Origin of the sequence: Zunongwangia sp. HRR-M8, from assembly GCF_027594405.1 — a bacterium.
Classification (GTDB): Bacteria; Bacteroidota; Bacteroidia; order Flavobacteriales; family Flavobacteriaceae; genus Zunongwangia.
Window position 1 is genome coordinate 2,845,674 of the sequence record NZ_CP115161.1, and the last position, 17,034, is coordinate 2,862,707.

Here is a 17,034-nt window from a genome sequence, read left to right on the forward strand (position 1 = left end):
TTAATTCTATATTTTTAAGCTTTTTTACTATTTAAATAAGAACTGCTTTCTAGGTATTCCTCATAACTTTTGTTTATATAAACCACAGAGTTACCTTTAATAGTATTGATTATTTTCTTAGAAATAATTCTTGGCACTGCAGGACATCCATAACTACGGCCAGCCCTACCTCTACTAGTCACAAAACTTTCATTAACATAATCAGAACCATGAATTACCACGTAACGCTTTCTAGCATTGCTGTTGAATCCTTTTTCCATACCATCAATAAAAAGTGAAAGTCCGTTTTTACCATAATACGTTTCACCAGTAACATAAAAACCTAAACTACTTTTATGACTGTTTACTGCATTTGAAAAACTTTTAGCAAACTCCCATCCCGAATTTTTACCATGCGAAGTGTACGTATTAAAAAGCACATCTTGATTTTCCATGTCTAAAACCCAGAATCTTTTCTTCTTAGAAGATAGATCAAAATCTATAATGGTAAGTAATTTATTTTTAACTCTTCCTTCATCTTCCAATTTGTAGTAACCTTTCATAGCGTTTTGAAAAGCCTCTACTTTTGGCATACTTTCATTTCTATCTTTAAAAGTGTCGTAAAGCATTCCTACTTTCTCTTCAAAAGAAAGTTCTGTCTTCTCAATTTCAAAATGATCTAATTCAGCTAATAAATTTTCATCTTTAGTTAAATGGAGCTCGGTGCTTGGGGTAGAACCCGAAAAGGCCGTTGAAAACATTAAAATTACCGCTACAGCCATCAATCTTCTCGTCATACAGGTGTGTTTGTTAATTTTTTCTAAATATTTTGCCAACATACAAAAAATAATAAACCCTAACAATTTATAGGATAATTATTTGATGTTTAACATTTTATCTCTTGAAATCAAAAGAGATACTATTGAATTATATTAACGTTGATTTTAATTAAATATTACAAAAGCTGCACCAAGAAATGTTAAATTTTTAATTAAGGAGCTCTTAATTTCTTTCCAATATCGAATTCTTACGATTTTATAACGTTTTCGTAAAGTTTTATTCTTAGTTGTCAATTTTATTCGTCAAAAAGTGCTTAACTTTAATAAAACATTAAGGTCAGAGCGTTTATCAAAAATTTATTTTGTTTTTATATTTATCAAAAATTTACACCAAACAATGAATAAGAAGGTATTATTAATGATTTTGGACGGTTGGGGACAAACTCAAAATGCAGAAGTTTCTGCCGTAGCAAAAGCCAAAACTCCATTCATAGACGAAATTTCAGAAAAATATCCTCACGCACAACTTAGAACTGACGGTATGAACGTTGGTCTACCTGAAGGACAAATGGGTAATAGTGAAGTTGGCCACATGAATTTGGGTGCGGGTCGTGTAGTATACCAGGATCTTGTAAAAATAAACCAGGCAGTAAAAAATGAATCCCTTATAGAGGAGCCTGCTTTACGTGAAGCTTTTGAATATGCCAAGAAAAATGATAAGCCTATACACTTTATGGGGCTTTTAAGCGATGGTGGTGTTCATTCACATATCAATCATATAAAAGGACTTCTAACCGCTGCTGAAAACTACGGAATAAAGAATAAATATCTGCACGCATTTACAGATGGGCGTGATGTAGATCCACATTCAGGAAAAGGTTTTGTAGAAGAAATCCAACAACATTTAGATAAAACTAATGGAGAATTAGCCTCTATTATTGGACGCTATTTTGCGATGGATCGTGATAAGCGTTGGGAACGTGTAGAAAAAGCTTACGACCTGATTGTTAAAGGAGAAGGTAAGAAAACACAAGATCCAGTACAGGCTGTACAAGAAAGTTATGATAATGATATAAGTGATGAATTTATAGAGCCTATCGTTGTGACTAAAAAAGATGGCACGCCTGTTGCTAAATTAAATGAAAAGGACGTAGTGATATTTTTCAATTTTAGAACAGACCGTGGACGCCAACTTACTCAGGCATTAAGTCAAGACGACTTCCCGGAGTATGAAATGAAGAAAATGCCATTTTATTACGTTACTTTAACAAAATATGATGACAGTTTTGAAAATATCAATGTGATTTTCAAAAAGGATAACATAAAAAGTACCCTAGGAGAAGTACTGGAGTATGTCGGTAAAAAGCAAATCAGAATTGCTGAAACTGAAAAATATCCACATGTAACTTTTTTCTTTTCTGGTGGTCGAGAAGAACCTTTTAAAGGAGAAAGTAGAATTATGTGTAATTCTCCAAAAGTTGCTACTTACGACTTGCAACCAGAAATGAGCGCTTATGAAATTAGAGATAAAATTATTCCTGAATTGAATAAAAAATCGGCTGATTTTATTTGCTTAAACTTTGCAAATCCAGACATGGTTGGTCACACAGGAGTTTTTGAGGCTGCCGTTAAAGCCTGCGAAACAATAGATGAATGTGCTAAAGACGTTTGCACCGCGGCTATGGATAATGATTACTCAGTAATTGTTATTGCAGATCACGGTAACAGTGAAACAATGATTAATGAAGATGGTTCACCAAATACAGCGCACACTACAAATCCGGTGCCTTTAATTCTTTTAGATAAAGATATTAAAGAAATTAAAAGTGGTAAATTAGGTGATATTGCGCCAACAATATTAAAATTAATGGGGATAGAAAAGCCAGAATTAATGACGCAAGATTCCCTTGTAGATTAAATAAAAACATAATGATAAAATTTATTCCATTTCTAGCTGCCGTACTTTTAGGGTGCGGCAGTATAGTAAATAGTTCTAGCACGAATAGCACCGGTACAGCAGAAAATTCTTCCGTTCAGCAAAGTATGCTTCTAGGAAAGTTCGAAAAAGCTGATCTTATGCAAAAGCCTTACTCTTCGTGGTTCGAGCCTCGCTACGAACAATTTTCGCCACAAGAGGATGCTATGGCTACCATCAAAGAAAATATTAATGATTACGAAATTAAAATCTTTATGGGTACCTGGTGTGGTGATAGCAAAAGAGAAACTCCAAGATTTTTTAAAATTTTGGACGAGGCGAATTACGATATGAGCAAATTGGAAGCTGTGGCGGTAGATTATAGCAAATCTACTCCAGAAAAATACGAAGAGAAAGTAGATTTAAATCGCGTTCCGACCATGATATTCTATAAAAATGGTAAAGAAGTTAATCGATTTGTAGAATTTGCTCAGGAAAGTTTAGAAGAAGATATCGCTAAAATCGTTAGCGGAAAAGATTACGCCAATTCTTACGCCGAATAAATAAGTATTTAAAAACGGATAATTAGCTGTTATTCATTTAATTTTGCTGAACGTTATGTCCCCTACACTAACAATAGCGATAGATTTTGATGGTACTATTGTAGAAAATAAGTACCCAGACATAGGTAAGCCCTTATTGTTTGCTTTTGAAACATTAAAAAAGCTTCAAGACGATGGGCATAACCTTATTCTATGGACTTACCGTAAAGGCTCACGTTTAGATGAAGCCGTAAGCTTTTGTAAAAAAAATGGTATTGTATTCTATGCCATTAATAAAAGCTATCCTGAAGAAAATTACGATGAAAGTTTAAGTCGCAAGATTTTAGCAGACATTTTTATTGACGATCGTAATATTGGTGGCATGCTTGGTTGGGGAGAAATATATCAAATGCTCTCTAGCGACGATTCTAGCAAAGCAAAACAAACTAGTAAAAAGAAAAAAAGCCGATTTTTCGGTAGATTATAAATATTAATACTGATGATTATACCTAAGACAAGGGAAGAGATTGAATTAATGCGTGAAAGCGCACAAATCGTATCGAAAACTCTTGGTATGTTAGCGCCAGAGGTAAAACCTGGAGTAACTACCTTACAGTTAGATAAACTGGCTGAAGAGTTTATTAAAGACCATGGAGCCCACCCTGGCTTTTTGGGAATGTACGATTTCCCAAATTCGTTATGTATGAGTCCTAATGCGCAAGTAGTGCACGGGATTCCTAACGATACTCCCCTTGAGGAAGGTGATATTATTTCTATTGATTGTGGTGCTTTAAAAAATGGTTTCTACGGAGACCATGCCTATACTTTCGCTGTTGGAGAAATTGCCCCTGAAACACAAAAACTCCTGGAAGTAACTAAAGAATCACTCTATATAGGAATAAGAGAATTTAAAGCCGGCAATCGCGTCGGTGATGTTGGCTATGCCATTCAGAAATATACTGAAGACCATGGCTACGGAGTTGTTCGTGAGCTTGTTGGCCACGGCCTTGGCGCTAATATGCATGAAGACCCTGAAATGCCGAATTATGGCAAACGAGGTCGAGGAAAAAAGTTTGTAGAAGGAATGGTCGTTGCGATCGAGCCTATGACTAATTTAGGTACACGTCGTATAAAACAGCTTCCCGATGGCTGGACTATTTTAACTGCAGATAATAAACCAAGTGCTCATTTTGAACATGACGTAGCTTTAATCGACGGCAAACCGGAGCTGTTGTCTACCTTCAGTTATATCTATGATGCTTTAGGCATAGAGAGTAATGAAGAAGATGAATTTAGAGCAAAAACCTATGATTAAAAATTTCAGAGGAGAGGTTTGGAAAACCCTACACAAAGAAGAATGGGAAGACCGTTTTGTCTACAAAGTATCTAATTACGGTAGACTGGTAAGCTTCCTTAAAAACAAAGAAGAAGGCGAATTAATGCGTGGTGGCCGTGTTGGCGGTTACCTCAATTTCGCTGTAAAGTTGAAGTCTGGAAAATCCAAGACATATTACATACACCGTATAGTAGCAGAATTATTTCTGGATAAAAAAGAAGGTGATAAGTATGTGATTCATAAAAACTTTGAAAAAGACGATAATCGCGTCGAAAATATTGCATGGGCTACTAAAGAAGAGTGGGTAGCGCATCAATATAATAGCCCTAGTGTAAAAGAAAACAAGAAAAAACGGAAGCTTAGAAAAGTAACGTCATATTCTAAATTAACTTATGCACAAGCTGTTATTCTTAAAAAGAAACTTTTAGATCCAAACAGAAAAACAAGAATTCGGGTTCTTGCGAAACAGTTTGGTGTTTCAGAAATGCAGTTATACCGAATTAAATCTGGCGAGAATTGGGGAGATATCGAAGTTTAGATTCGATATAAAATCCCTATAAAAGCCTATAATTTCAATATCTTTGGCTCCGGAAAGATATTAATAAATGAAAAAGCTTTTTAAAAAAATTCTCAATACAGTCCCAAGACCGTTATTAATACGTCTTAGCTATTTTGTTAAGCCTTTTTTGGTACTAACTTTAAAGGGTAATACTTATACAGATCCTATTGATGGTAAAAGCTTCAAAAAGTTTTTACCTTACGGCTACGAGCATCAAAGGGAAAATGTATTGTCGCCTTCTACCCTTTCATTGGAACGTCATAGGCTTTTATGGCTATATTTAAAGCAACAAACTAATTTCTTTAATGCCGATATCAAGGTATTACATTTTGCTCCTGAACAGGCTTTCTATAAAAGGTTCAGAAAACTAAAGAATCTTGATTATACCACAACAGATCTTAACTCGCCATTAGCAGATGTAAAAGCTGATATCTGTAATTTACCGTTCAAAAATGACCAATATGATTTTATATTATGCAATCACGTATTGGAGCATATTCCAGATGATACGAAAGCCATGCAGGAAATTTTTCGCGTTCTAAAACCTGGTGGAACCGCAATTTTGCAAATTCCGCAAGAATTAGATAGATTAGCTACTTTTGAAGATGATAGTATCACCGATCCTAAAGAAAGAGCACGCATTTTTGGACAATACGACCATGTTCGTGTCTATGGCAGAGATTATTTCGAGAAACTAAGGAGCATAGGCTTTAGCGTTGATGAAGTCGATTATACCGATCAAATTTCTTCAGAAGAAGTTGATAAATATCGTTTGGCTAAAGGAGAAATTATTCCCGTTTGCAAAAAGCTTTAATCGAGTAAAACTTTACTAAAACCTTCTGAAGTATACACCTTAGTTGAATCATTTTCAGCATAAATAAGATATACATCGATATTATCTAATTTCGCTACAATTTTTTTAGACTTTTCTAAACCGAGAGCCATAAACGCTGTGGCATAACCATCAGCCAACATACAATTTTCAGCAAGTACAGATACACTTAACAAATTACTTCTTTCTGGTTTACCCGTAAGCGGATTTATAGTATGTACAAATCGTTCTCCAGTAATAGAATCTATTCTAAACTTTCTATAATTACCAGAAGTAGCCATGGCCTTATTTTTAAGCTCTAATGTTGCCTGAAAGGTTCTTTCACCTTCTTCCTGTCTTGGGTCGTCTATGGCTACGACAAAAGGTTTCTGTTTAGTGATATGCTCTCCCCTACTTACTAATTCTCCACCCAATTCAATTAAATAGTTCTTTACTCCAAGATGATCAAAAAATTCGGCGATAACATCTAATGTGTATCCTTTTGCGATCGCATTAAAATCGAGATAAATTTCAGGATCTTGCTTTATAATTTTCCCTTCAGAAGATAACTGAATTTTATCTAAGCCAACATATTTCAATAATGAATCTATTGTTTGATCTTGCAAACGCTCCAAACGTTTATCTGGTCCAAAACCATAGGCATTAACCAAATTTCCAACCGTTGGATCAAAATATCCATCGGTTTCCTCATAGATCTTTTTAGACCCTTTGAAAACTCTTTTAAAGTTTTCGTCTACTTTAATAGAATCTACTCCTTTATTTATAAGTGTAATATCTGAATCTTTCCAGTAAGTACTCAAAGACTTATTGATAGCCTGAAAGATACTATCAAGACCTTTATCAACATTTAAATCTTCTTTACCGGTAAAGATTTTAATATGATAGGTAGTTCCTAATGCAGATCCAGAGTAATTCTTTTCTTCAAATTCGTTCCCCTCACATCCAATTAATAAAAGGCCAATTATTATTGTTAGTACTGTAAACTTAAACTTCTTGCCAACCATCATAGTTTATTATATAATTATCATCGTGAGTTACTGGTAATTCGTAATCTTTAGCATTTGCGATTCCTACACCGGCATAAAAAGCACGAGCCTCAAATTTAGACGCGTGCTCTTTCATGGTTTCCATATAGATTCTATCCATAACTTTAGGATCCTTAGGATACTGAATAGCCCGAACAACAACAAAATGAAGCTTTTTATTTTTTAAAGCTACAAATTGCGGATTCGCCTTTATACTGCTATTTACGCCAAGAAATTCATATCCATTCTTCTCCAAATCTTCCCCAACTACATTCATTGCAAGGTTATGTAGTTCTTGTTTTGTCAATTCGTTCGCCATAGTACAAAATTACAAATAGATGCATAAAGCTACATCAATTGGACATAAAAAAAGCCGACTAAAATTAGTCGGCTTTTTTTATACTATTAATTAAGGATTAACCTCCAAAATCATCGAATCTTACATTCTCTCTTGGAACTCCAAAATCTTCGGTCATTTTCTCCACTGCTTTGTTCATCAATGGTGGCCCACAGAAATAATATTCTATTTCCTCTGGTTCGTCATGATGACTCAAATAATTATCTATAACTACCTGGTGAATAAATCCTACAAATCCGTCTCCTTCACCGTCGATACCTTCTTTTACTTTCCAGTTATCCTCTTCCATAGGTTCTGAAAGGGCAAGATAAAATTTGAAGTTAGGAAAATCTCTTTCTAATGCTCTAAAATGTTCTGTGTAGAACAATTCACGCTTAGAACGACCACCATACCAATAAGTCACTTTTCTTCCGGTTTTAACTGTACGGAAAAGGTGATAAAGGTGAGAACGCATTGGTGCCATACCGGCTCCACCACCTACATAAAGCATTTCTGCTTCACTTTCGTTGATAAAGAATTCACCGTAAGGACCTGAAATTGTTACTTTATCTCCTTTTTTCCTTGAGAAAATATAAGAAGAAGCAATACCAGGATTTACAGACATCCAATCGTTTTTACCACGATCCCATGGCGGGGTAGCAATACGAACGTTCAACATAATTTCGCGTCCTTCCGCTGGATAAGAAGCCATAGAGTAAGCACGCTCTACAGTCTCATTATTCTTCATCACTAATGGCCATAAATTAAATTTATCCCACTCAGCCTGGAATTTATCCGGAGTTTCATGTTCTTCCGGGTGCGCTGTTATATCGATATCTTTATAAGGAATTTCACATTTAGGAATTTCAATCTGGATATAACCACCAGCTTTGTAATCCATATCCTCTGGAATCTCTACTACAAATTCTTTAATGAAAGAAGCAACATTGTAATTTCTCACTACAGTAGCTTCCCATTTCTTGATACCAAATACTTCTTCAGGAATCTGAATTTTCATATCCTGCTTTACTTTTACCTGGCATCCAAGTCTCCACCCATCAGCTATTTCTTTACGGGTAAAGTGCGGCTCTTCTGTAGGTAAAAGTGTTCCTCCTCCTTCTTTAACGATACATTTACACTGAATACATGTACCACCTCCACCACAGGCAGATGGAAGGAAAAGCTTTTCTGAGCCTAAAGTTCCTAGAAGTGTTCCACCTGAACTTACTTCTAGATCTTTCTCTCCGTTTACATTAATTTTAACAGGTCCCGAAGGTATTAGCTTCGCTTTAGCTCCTAAAAGGATAGAAACTAAAAGAAGAACCAAAATTAAGAATACAACGATACTTGCAATTATAACTGTCATTGTTGTTGTTTTTCTTTTATAATTTAATACCCATAAAACTCATAAATCCTATTGCCATTAATCCGGTAATGATAAATGTAATACCAAGACCTTTTAATGGTGCAGGAACATTAGAGTAGGTTATTTTCTCTCTAATAGCAGCGATAGCTATAATAGCAAGGAACCACCCGATTCCACTACCTAAACCATAAGTCACTGCTTCTCCTATTCCTCCAAAATTCTTTTGTTGCATAAAAAGAGATCCTCCTAAAATCGCACAGTTTACTGCGATAAGCGGAAGAAATATTCCTAAAGCACCATAAAGAGCAGGAGCAAATTTTTCAACAATCATCTCTACTAATTGTACCATAGATGCAATAACTGCAATAAACATGATAAAACTTAAGAAACTAAGATCAACGTTTGCATATTCAGGACTTAGCCATGCCAATGCACCAGGACTTAATAAGTATTGATCTAACAGAAAGTTGATAGGCACCGTTACAGTAAGTACAAAGATAACTGCCGCTCCAAGACCAACAGCCGTATTCACTGTTTTTGACACTGCTAAATAGGAACACATTCCTAAGAAGTAGGCAAAAATCATATTTTCTACGAAAATACTTCTAACAAATAAATTTATATATTCCATAATAATATATTTCGCTGTTGTTGTTTATTCTTCGATTAGTTTACGATTTCTTGCACGTTGTGCCCAAATAATAATCCCAACAATGATAAGCGCCATTGGTGAAAGAAGCATCAATCCGTTATTTTCGTAACCTAACGCATACAATCCAGTAGATTCTGCCATAGTTGGTGCTTTATGCCCTAAAACTTCAAATCCAAAAAGTTTTCCAGAACCTAACAATTCTCTAAAGAATGCTACCAAAATTAGTATAAAACCATATCCTGCACCGTTTCCTATACCATCAAGGAAAGATTTGTAAACTCCATTTCCTAAAGCAAATGCCTCTAAACGTCCCATTACAATACAGTTGGTAATAATCAAACCAACGAAAACTGAAAGTTGCTTACTAACATCATAAGAGTAGGCTTTTAAAACCTGATCCACTAATATTACAAGAGAAGCTACTACTACAAGTTGTACGATAATTCTAATTCGGTTAGGAATCAAATTTCTAATTAAAGAAACAATTACGTTAGAAAAAGCAACTACTACAATTACAGCTAATGCCATTACTAAGGCAGGTCGTAATTGAACAGTAATCGCTAATGCAGAACAAATTCCTAATACCTGAACGGTAATTGGGTTATTGTCATCAAACGGATCTGATAATAATTTTCTGTTATTCTTAGACAGAAAATGTTCTTTCTCTTCTGAACTTGATAAGAACAGAATCATTTCATCTTTTTTCTTCTCAGCAGCACTTTTAGTCGACTCTGTAGAAGTTTTTGTGTTATCTGTCTTCATAATTATTTAGTTGCTACTTTAACGTCAGTTTGTTGCTTAAAATAAGGAAGATAATGCTTAAGTCTTTCTGAAATCATATCTGAAACTCCGTTTCCGGTAATAGTAGCTCCAGAAATAGCATCCACTTCATTATTATCCTTACTAGAACTTGCGTTACCACCTTTTACAACAGACACACCAACTAAATTTCCGTTTTCATCGAAAATCTTTTCATCAGCAAAACGCTCCTGAAACCATGCCTGTGTAATCTCTGCTCCTAAACCAGGTGTTTCTCCTTTATGATCAAATACAGCCCCTTTAATAGTATTTACATCATCTTTTAAAGAAATATATCCCCAGATTGCATCCCAAAGACCTTTACCTCTAAGTGGTACAATATAATATTTAGCACCTTCTATATTAGCAATGTACAAAGGGTATATCTGCTCGCTTACTGGTTTACGTAATTCTTTGGTAAGATCTACTTCAAAAGCGTCTGCAGATTCATCAACAGAACCATCTTCGGTTAAAGAAATTGTTTCTGTTATATACTTATCATATAAGGCCTGCGCGCTATCTCTACTAGTTTGGATACCTACAGTAGCAAGAATATTCTGCATTTTTTCATTACGAACATTTTCTGTCTGCAATGGTTTAAGCGAGGTCGCTGTAAATGCAAGTACACTGGCTACTACCAACACCATAATAATGGCGAATAGAAAGGTATAACCGTTAGTATTTGTTTTATTAACTGTTTTCTCTTCCATAATAACTAAGCTGTTTTCACTTGTTGTTCTTTAACTGTAGCTAATCTTTTCTTTCTCTTCTTCACATTGCCCTGGATAACATAGTGATCGATTACCGGCGCAAATACGTTCATTAATAAAATAGCCAACATAATACCTTCTGGATAGGCGGGATTGAAAATTCGAATCATTACTGCAAACAATCCGATTAAAAATCCATATATCCATTTCCCTTTCATGGTTTGTGATGCAGAAACAGGATCAGTAGCCATAAATACAATTCCAAAAGCCAAACCTCCTATTACAAGATGGTTATACCAAGGGAAATTTGTAAGAGGATTTCCTTCTATACCTAAAGATGGTAGTGAATTAAAAATTAATCCCATTACAGCTGCTCCGGCAAAACCACTTAAAATTATTCTCCAGCTTCCTACTTTTGTAAGTATTAATAATAAAGCTCCTGCCAAAATACATATTGTAGATGTTTCTGCAACAGAACCTGGTATTAAGCCAGAGAACATATCTAGTGTGCTATAAGGAACATCTGTATCTGAAGCTAACTTTCCTAGGATAGTTTCTCCAGAAACTCCATCTACTTCATATGCATTATGAACCCAAACAGTGTTACCAGACATATAAGTTGGGTATGCAAAAAATGCAAAAGCACGAGCTGTTAGCGCAGGGTTTAGAATATTCATCCCTGTTCCTCCAAAAGCTTCTTTACCTATTATTACTGAAAAAACTACAGAAACACCAACCATCCAAAGTGGGATATCAATTGGCATTACCATAGGAATAAGTAAACCAGTAACTAAGTAACCCTCGTTTACCTCGTGACCTCTATAAATTGCAAAAGCAAACTCGATACCAAGACCTATAACATAAGAAACTATGATCATAGGTACAATTTTAGCAGCTCCTTCTAAAAACGCATCCATAAAAGGAACGCCATCTGCATATTCTGGTAATTGGTGTAGGTATTGGTAACCTCCATTCCACATACCAAAGATCAAGGCTGGAATTAAAGCCAATACCACTGTTATCATTGTTCTTTTTAAATCTACACCATCACGAATGTGAGCACCAGTTTGAGTGGTGTGATTGGGTGTAAATAAAAAAGTATCAAGAGCATTTACGGCAGGGGCATATTTTTCAAGCTTTTTCCCTTTACCGAAAGGCTCTTTAAATTTATCTAATCGTTGTCTTATCCATTCCATAATTAAACTTTTTATCCTACTTCAGTAATCATTAAATCTAATCCTAGACGAATAATTTCCTGAGCTTCTAATTTAGAAGTGTTAACATAATCTATCAACGCAAAATCTTCAGGCGCTACTTCGTAAATCCCTAAGTTTTCCATTTTTTCGATATCGCCTGCCATACATGCTTTAAGCAATTGCATTGGATAGATATCCATTGGTAAAACTTCTTCCATTTCCCCTGTAACTACCAGCGCACGCTCCTCACCATGTAGGTTTGTTGTAGGCTCGTATTTTCTATTAGGAAATAACCAGGATAATGAAGTTTTGGAATTTGAATGAATGTTATTGTAAGTAAACGGCAGCCAGCCAAACATTCTGTAATTATTACCTTCAGGAATCAAGGTTAAGGTATTGTGGTAAAAACCTAGGTAGTGATTGTTACTAATTCGATCTCCAGTTAACACATCACCAGAAATGATTCTCACATCATCTGGGATTTGATTACCAATTAAATCTGCAGAATTAGCTCCCACAATTACTTCGTAGTATTTTGGATCTTTCACTTCACTACCAGCAACTGCTATTGCTTTTTTAGCATGCAACTTTCCGGTTAAAAACAAATCACCAATCACCGGTACGTGATCTGCGCCCACAACCCAAACACGCTCGCCCGCATTTACAGGATCAATTTTATGGATTTGAACACCAACGTTACCTGCAGGATGAGGACCGCTAACTTTATGTAACTCTACACCTTTTATATCCTTTAAAATTGGATACGAAGAATCATCTACTGATAGATGAACTTTTCCTGGTGTAAGTTTTTGTATAGCGTAAATTCCTTCCTGAAAAGATTTTACTTTATCTTTTAAAACAAAGCCTAGATCTGCTGCTAAAGGTGCGGTGGTTACTGCTGAGATAAAAATAGCCTTAGGCGTATCTTTAGGGTCTGCTACAACATCGTAAGGACGTTGCATAAAAAAAGCTCCGCAGCCACTTGCAAGGATTTTTTCACTAACAGCTTCAGCCGGAGCGGTTGCTGCATTAAGTGTTCCAAAATCTTTGTAAGCATCTGTAGCATCGGCTTCGATAATTACCTCAACTATTCGGCGCTTTTCAGCTCGTTTAATTTCCTTCAGGGTTCCGCTAACAGGCGAAGTAAACTTAATCTCTTCAGCATATTTTGAAAAGAAAAGCACATCTCCGGCTAATACTTTTGCTCCTTCTTTGAGCACCATTTTTGGAACAACTGAATGAAAATCTGGAGGTTTAATCGCATAGGTCTTGGACCTTGGGGCCTCAACTATTTGTTTTTCCGCCTCCCCTTTTAATCGTAGAGTAAGTCCTCTTTTAATTCGAATGTCTTTTGACATAGGATGGAGTGTATATTATAAAGTTTATTTAAAGTCGTGCAAATTTATGTTTTTCACGCCATTTTTCCCAATAAAGTACTCTTTTTTCGAGCTGATGAATTGTTAAAATAAACACCTTCGAAATCAGGTATATAATTTGTAAGTACATTTACCGATATTATTTTAAAATGAAGCGATTAATTTTTCTTATTTTCAGTGTCTTTTCTATAATCCCTATGTCTAGCCAAATAGCGGAAGAAACACTACCTCCAAACTTTATAAGAACCATTCGGTTATTTGGTGACTCTAACAGCACCAAAGGAAATCCTGCAATCCCGATCAACGGAGTGTTAAATTTAACATTTGATGACATTATTGGAGACGAAGCAGATTACTATTACCGTATTGAACATTTTGATTATAATTGGCAACCTACACAGCTATCTAAAAACGAATACCTAGACGGCCTTGACGATATTAGGGTGATGAATTACCAAAATTCGTACAATACACTTCAACCCTACTCGCACTATCAATTACAAATTCCTAATCAATATACCAAAGCCTTAAAAGTCTCAGGAAATTATATGATTAAAATCTATAATGAAAATGACGAATTAGTGTTTTCCAGAAAATTTATGGTTTATGAAAGTAAAGTAAGTGTTGCTGCCGCAATTAAACGTACTAGAGATTTAAATTATATAAATACGAAACAGGTGATTAATTTCAAAATTAGTTCTCCAGATCTATTACTTCGAAATCCCGATAAAACTGTAAAACCACTCATTATTCAAAACCATAATTTAAAATCTGCCATTAAAGATATCGAACCTCAATACACTGTTGGAAATGAGCTAATTTATCGTTATGACCTACCAACTTCTTTTTGGGGTGGTAATGAATATCTTCAATTTGACACCAAAGATCTTCGCGCAACCACTGCAGATATCGGAAAAGTAGATATTGATGAGCTTTATAACCATTATTTAAACATGGACGTATCTAGAGAAAGTACTCCTTACACCTACAATCCAGACATTAATGGTGGTTTTGTGGTAAGACAACTAAATGCTGATAACTCTAATATTGAAGCGGAGTACACCTGGATTCATTTCACATTAAAAAATTATGAACCAATAAATAACGGAACACTACATATTTACGGAAATTTTAATAATTTCACTCTAGATAACAGCACTGCTCTACGGTATAACGAAGAAACCGGATATTACGAAACTGCTCGCTTATTTAAACAAGGATTTTATAACTATAAATATGTACTTGTAAATAAAGATGGCAGCATTGATGAGGGTTTTATTAGCGGGAATTATGACGAAACTGAAAATGAATATACCGTATTAGTTTATTATCGTGAAATTGGAGGAAGGTATGATAGAATTATTGGCCTAGGAAGCGCAAACTCCAGCAATATTAGCAACTAACCAATTGCCAGTACAAAATGAAATCTAAGCGATCTTTAATTGAATATCGCGGTGAAGAATGCCTTAACTGCGGAAAAACTTTAGAGAAAGAACAAAAATATTGTCCCGAATGCGGACAGTTAAATTCTACAAAAAAATTAGCCCTTGGTGATTTCTTTTCTGAATTTTTTTCAGGATTGTTTGCCTACGATTCCAGGTTTATAAGAACGATGAAAATACTTCTTTTTAAACCCGGTAAAATTTCCAAAGATTATATCGAAGGTAAACGTATGCGTTACGTAAATCCCTATAGATTCTTTTTAACTACCTCTATTATCTTTTTTATTATCTACGGATACGATTTTTCTTTTGAAGGAATCAATTTAGATCAAGAACCTGAAGAAGTCGCTAGAAACCTGGAAGAGTTTAATGAGAAAAATAATACAAATATTGAAGTTAAAGTTGAAAATCCTTTTCAAAACCTTGATTCAATTATCAAAGCCAGTTCTAAGGACAACTTAAAAGAAAAAGAAACCTACAGAGATCACCTTATTACCGAGCAAGAATTGGACACCATGTCTTTTATAGATGCTTTAGATGCAAAATCCAAGCTCTTTAGTTCCTATTTCGAAGAAACAAAGAATAATATCCCAGCTGATGCGGTTACAAAACTTAATCTTAAAAATTCTGGATACAATCACTGGCTTTACAAGAAGGTAGTCGATTATAATTTGGTAAAACAAAACCCGCAATTGTTCATCAATTATCTAATTAGTAAACTCCCGTTTATCATTTTTGCTTTCTTACCTATCTTTTCTCTTTTTTTAAGCTTGTTGTATATTCGCTCTAAGTATAATTATATGGAGCACCTCACATTTGCATTTCATACGCAAAGCATGTGTTTTATTTTGTACAGCATCGCTTTAATTATAGATTTGATTACCGGAGATAGCTTCGGAGTTAATTTTGCGCATCTTATTTTTATTGGGTATTTATTTCAGGGATTACGTAAATTCTACCAGCAGGGAAAACTAAAAACCACTGTTAAATTTATGATTCTCAACATTATATTTTTTACCTTAGCCATAATTGTGGGGCTAATATCAATATTCGGCTCTTTTGCAGTTTTTTAAAAATCCTATGGTTCAACAAATAACAAAAGGCATAAAAATCTCGGTTCATACTTTTTTCGACGGCATCATCTACGATCTCTATCAGGTAAAATATGCCTTTGGTTATAAGATCACGATCGAAAATCAAAGTAACGATTCGGTTCAACTAAAATCAAGATTCTGGAAAATAAAAGATGCCTTGAATAAGACTGAAACTGTAGAAGGAGAAGGCGTTATTGGTAAAAAACCGGTTATAAAACCAGGTGAAAAACATACTTACCAGAGTGGCTGCCTTTTAAACACCCCTTTTGGTGCAATGATTGGTCATTATAACATGATTAACTTCACTAATACCAGAAGATTTCGAGTTCAAATTCCTTCATTTAAATTAAGCGCACCTTTTGCTTTAAACTAGATCTTGGAGATTTACAATTTTTAAACTTCCGGTTGCTAACTCTTCATATTTAAATTGCTTCCGTTTTTTACTAATTTCAATCTGCGAAATACTTTGTGTTTTTAAAAATCCTCGATCTACGATAAGATCTATAGTTGCATCTCCTACACCGGCATTATGATGAAAGTCCCAAATACTTTCCGCAGAAATTTTTGTTTCTTTTTTAAATTCATCAAACCATTCTATCCTATTTTTCTTCATTGCAGAATCATACAGCGGAGATGAAGACCAAATTTGAGGTTTTAAGGGAACATTTTTTATATGCAACTGCTTTGCATCCCAAACCATTTCAAAAATTATTAGATCTGAAGACCAATCAACACAAAGCATTGTAAAAGGCTCGATACCTTCAAAATCGTAGTTTTCAGCATACATCTTTACATCTTCCGTAGCTAGAAATTCTTTTACCACTACTCCCCTGCTTTTTCGATAGGGAGGATTGCGTTTATGTGCTTTAAATTCTCCGTTCATGATCCCAATTAAACGTTTATGAGCACTTACCCCTAGCCAAGTACCCCCAGCAACGGCATCTTTTGGAAAAATCATTTCACATCCATTAACATTTTTCTTTCTGGGAGGTAAAGTTTCTCGTTCTATCGCCTCGTCCCGGTTGAAGCTTAATATGAAAGAATCTGAATGCTTTCCTTTTGGAAAAATACTTACTGTACACATAATTTTATCTTA

At 34.9% G+C, this 17,034-nt stretch carries 19 protein-coding genes; 9 read left to right on the plus strand and 10 right to left on the minus strand.

Going from position 1 to position 17,034, the window contains the following annotated elements:
- Positions 1 to 14: 14 nt before the first annotated feature.
- Positions 15 to 776 carry a murein L,D-transpeptidase catalytic domain family protein gene (locus PBT89_RS12290; RefSeq protein ID WP_270062164.1) on the minus strand — a complete coding sequence of 254 codons (762 nt, stop codon included), beginning with the start codon at positions 774 to 776 and terminating at the stop codon, positions 15 to 17.
- 379 nt (positions 777 to 1,155) lie between these two features.
- On the opposite strand from PBT89_RS12290, the gene gpmI reads away from it, so the two are divergent.
- From gpmI to PBT89_RS12320, 6 genes are all read left to right on the plus strand, one after another.
- Positions 1,156 to 2,676, plus strand: coding sequence for a 2,3-bisphosphoglycerate-independent phosphoglycerate mutase (gpmI, locus tag PBT89_RS12295; protein ID WP_270062165.1), 1,521 nt, complete (start codon positions 1,156 to 1,158; stop codon positions 2,674 to 2,676).
- An 11-nt stretch (positions 2,677 to 2,687) separates the two neighbouring features.
- A complete protein-coding gene (locus tag PBT89_RS12300) occupies positions 2,688 to 3,236 on the plus strand; it encodes a thioredoxin family protein (RefSeq protein WP_270062166.1) in 549 nt (182 codons plus the stop codon).
- A gap of 55 nt (positions 3,237 to 3,291) precedes the next feature.
- A complete protein-coding gene (locus PBT89_RS12305; RefSeq protein ID WP_270062167.1) occupies positions 3,292 to 3,702 on the plus strand; it encodes a BT0820 family HAD-type phosphatase in 411 nt (136 codons plus the stop codon).
- Between the two features lie 12 nt (positions 3,703 to 3,714).
- Complete coding sequence (map, locus tag PBT89_RS12310) at positions 3,715 to 4,530, plus strand: type I methionyl aminopeptidase (RefSeq protein WP_270062168.1); 816 nt, start codon at positions 3,715 to 3,717, stop codon at positions 4,528 to 4,530.
- Positions 4,523 to 5,089 carry an HNH endonuclease signature motif containing protein gene (locus PBT89_RS12315; protein ID WP_270060593.1) on the plus strand — a complete coding sequence of 189 codons (567 nt, stop codon included), beginning with the start codon at positions 4,523 to 4,525 and terminating at the stop codon, positions 5,087 to 5,089. Before map ends, PBT89_RS12315 begins: the two co-directional genes overlap by 8 nt.
- Before the next feature lie 67 nt (positions 5,090 to 5,156).
- Positions 5,157 to 5,924 (plus strand): class I SAM-dependent methyltransferase, encoded by a 768-nt coding sequence (locus PBT89_RS12320; RefSeq protein WP_270062169.1) that lies wholly within the window; start codon positions 5,157 to 5,159, stop codon positions 5,922 to 5,924.
- Here the strand turns inward: PBT89_RS12320 and PBT89_RS12325 are convergent.
- The 8 genes from PBT89_RS12325 to PBT89_RS12360 all read right to left on the minus strand — a co-directional run bounded on the left by PBT89_RS12325 (position 5,921) and on the right by PBT89_RS12360 (position 13,384).
- Positions 5,921 to 6,949 carry an FAD:protein FMN transferase gene (locus PBT89_RS12325; RefSeq protein ID WP_270062170.1) on the minus strand — a complete coding sequence of 343 codons (1,029 nt, stop codon included), beginning with the start codon at positions 6,947 to 6,949 and terminating at the stop codon, positions 5,921 to 5,923. The genes PBT89_RS12320 and PBT89_RS12325 overlap by 4 nt on opposite strands.
- Positions 6,927 to 7,286, minus strand: a complete 360-nt coding sequence (locus PBT89_RS12330; protein WP_270062171.1) for a Na(+)-translocating NADH-quinone reductase subunit F — start codon at positions 7,284 to 7,286, stop codon at positions 6,927 to 6,929. The genes PBT89_RS12325 and PBT89_RS12330 overlap by 23 nt, the downstream gene beginning before the upstream one ends.
- Before the next feature lie 97 nt (positions 7,287 to 7,383).
- Positions 7,384 to 8,670, minus strand: a complete 1,287-nt coding sequence (nqrF, locus tag PBT89_RS12335) for an NADH:ubiquinone reductase (Na(+)-transporting) subunit F (RefSeq protein ID WP_270060589.1) — start codon at positions 8,668 to 8,670, stop codon at positions 7,384 to 7,386.
- 16 nt (positions 8,671 to 8,686) lie between these two features.
- Complete coding sequence (gene nqrE / locus PBT89_RS12340; protein ID WP_270060588.1) at positions 8,687 to 9,301, minus strand: NADH:ubiquinone reductase (Na(+)-transporting) subunit E; 615 nt, start codon at positions 9,299 to 9,301, stop codon at positions 8,687 to 8,689.
- A 24-nt stretch (positions 9,302 to 9,325) separates the two neighbouring features.
- Positions 9,326 to 10,084, minus strand: a complete 759-nt coding sequence (locus PBT89_RS12345; RefSeq protein WP_270060587.1) for an NADH:ubiquinone reductase (Na(+)-transporting) subunit D — start codon at positions 10,082 to 10,084, stop codon at positions 9,326 to 9,328.
- 2 nt (positions 10,085 to 10,086) lie between these two features.
- Positions 10,087 to 10,830: a Na(+)-translocating NADH-quinone reductase subunit C gene (locus tag PBT89_RS12350; RefSeq protein WP_270062172.1), complete on the minus strand. Its 744-nt coding sequence runs from the start codon at positions 10,828 to 10,830 to the stop codon at positions 10,087 to 10,089.
- A gap of 5 nt (positions 10,831 to 10,835) precedes the next feature.
- On the minus strand, positions 10,836 to 12,026 hold the full coding sequence (locus PBT89_RS12355; RefSeq protein ID WP_270060585.1) for an NADH:ubiquinone reductase (Na(+)-transporting) subunit B: 1,191 nt from the start codon (positions 12,024 to 12,026) through the stop codon (positions 10,836 to 10,838).
- An 11-nt stretch (positions 12,027 to 12,037) separates the two neighbouring features.
- A complete protein-coding gene (locus PBT89_RS12360) occupies positions 12,038 to 13,384 on the minus strand; it encodes a Na(+)-translocating NADH-quinone reductase subunit A (RefSeq protein ID WP_270060584.1) in 1,347 nt (448 codons plus the stop codon).
- Between the two features lie 167 nt (positions 13,385 to 13,551).
- Here PBT89_RS12360 and PBT89_RS12365 point away from each other — a divergent pair, with 167 nt between their 5' ends.
- The 3 genes from PBT89_RS12365 to apaG are packed head-to-tail and all read left to right on the plus strand — an operon-like array spanning position 13,552 to position 16,311.
- The gene (locus PBT89_RS12365) at positions 13,552 to 14,805 is read left to right on the plus strand and encodes a type IX secretion system plug protein (protein ID WP_443089596.1); all 1,254 of its coding nucleotides are present in this window, start codon (positions 13,552 to 13,554) and stop codon (positions 14,803 to 14,805) included.
- 17 nt (positions 14,806 to 14,822) lie between these two features.
- Positions 14,823 to 15,917 (plus strand): DUF3667 domain-containing protein, encoded by a 1,095-nt coding sequence (locus PBT89_RS12370; protein ID WP_270062174.1) that lies wholly within the window; start codon positions 14,823 to 14,825, stop codon positions 15,915 to 15,917.
- A 7-nt stretch (positions 15,918 to 15,924) separates the two neighbouring features.
- Positions 15,925 to 16,311 (plus strand): Co2+/Mg2+ efflux protein ApaG, encoded by a 387-nt coding sequence (gene apaG, locus PBT89_RS12375; protein ID WP_270062175.1) that lies wholly within the window; start codon positions 15,925 to 15,927, stop codon positions 16,309 to 16,311.
- Here the strand turns inward: apaG and PBT89_RS12380 are convergent.
- Positions 16,303 to 17,022, minus strand: coding sequence for an NRDE family protein (locus PBT89_RS12380; RefSeq protein ID WP_270062176.1), 720 nt, complete (start codon positions 17,020 to 17,022; stop codon positions 16,303 to 16,305). The genes apaG and PBT89_RS12380 overlap by 9 nt on opposite strands.
- Positions 17,023 to 17,034 lie beyond the last annotated feature (12 nt).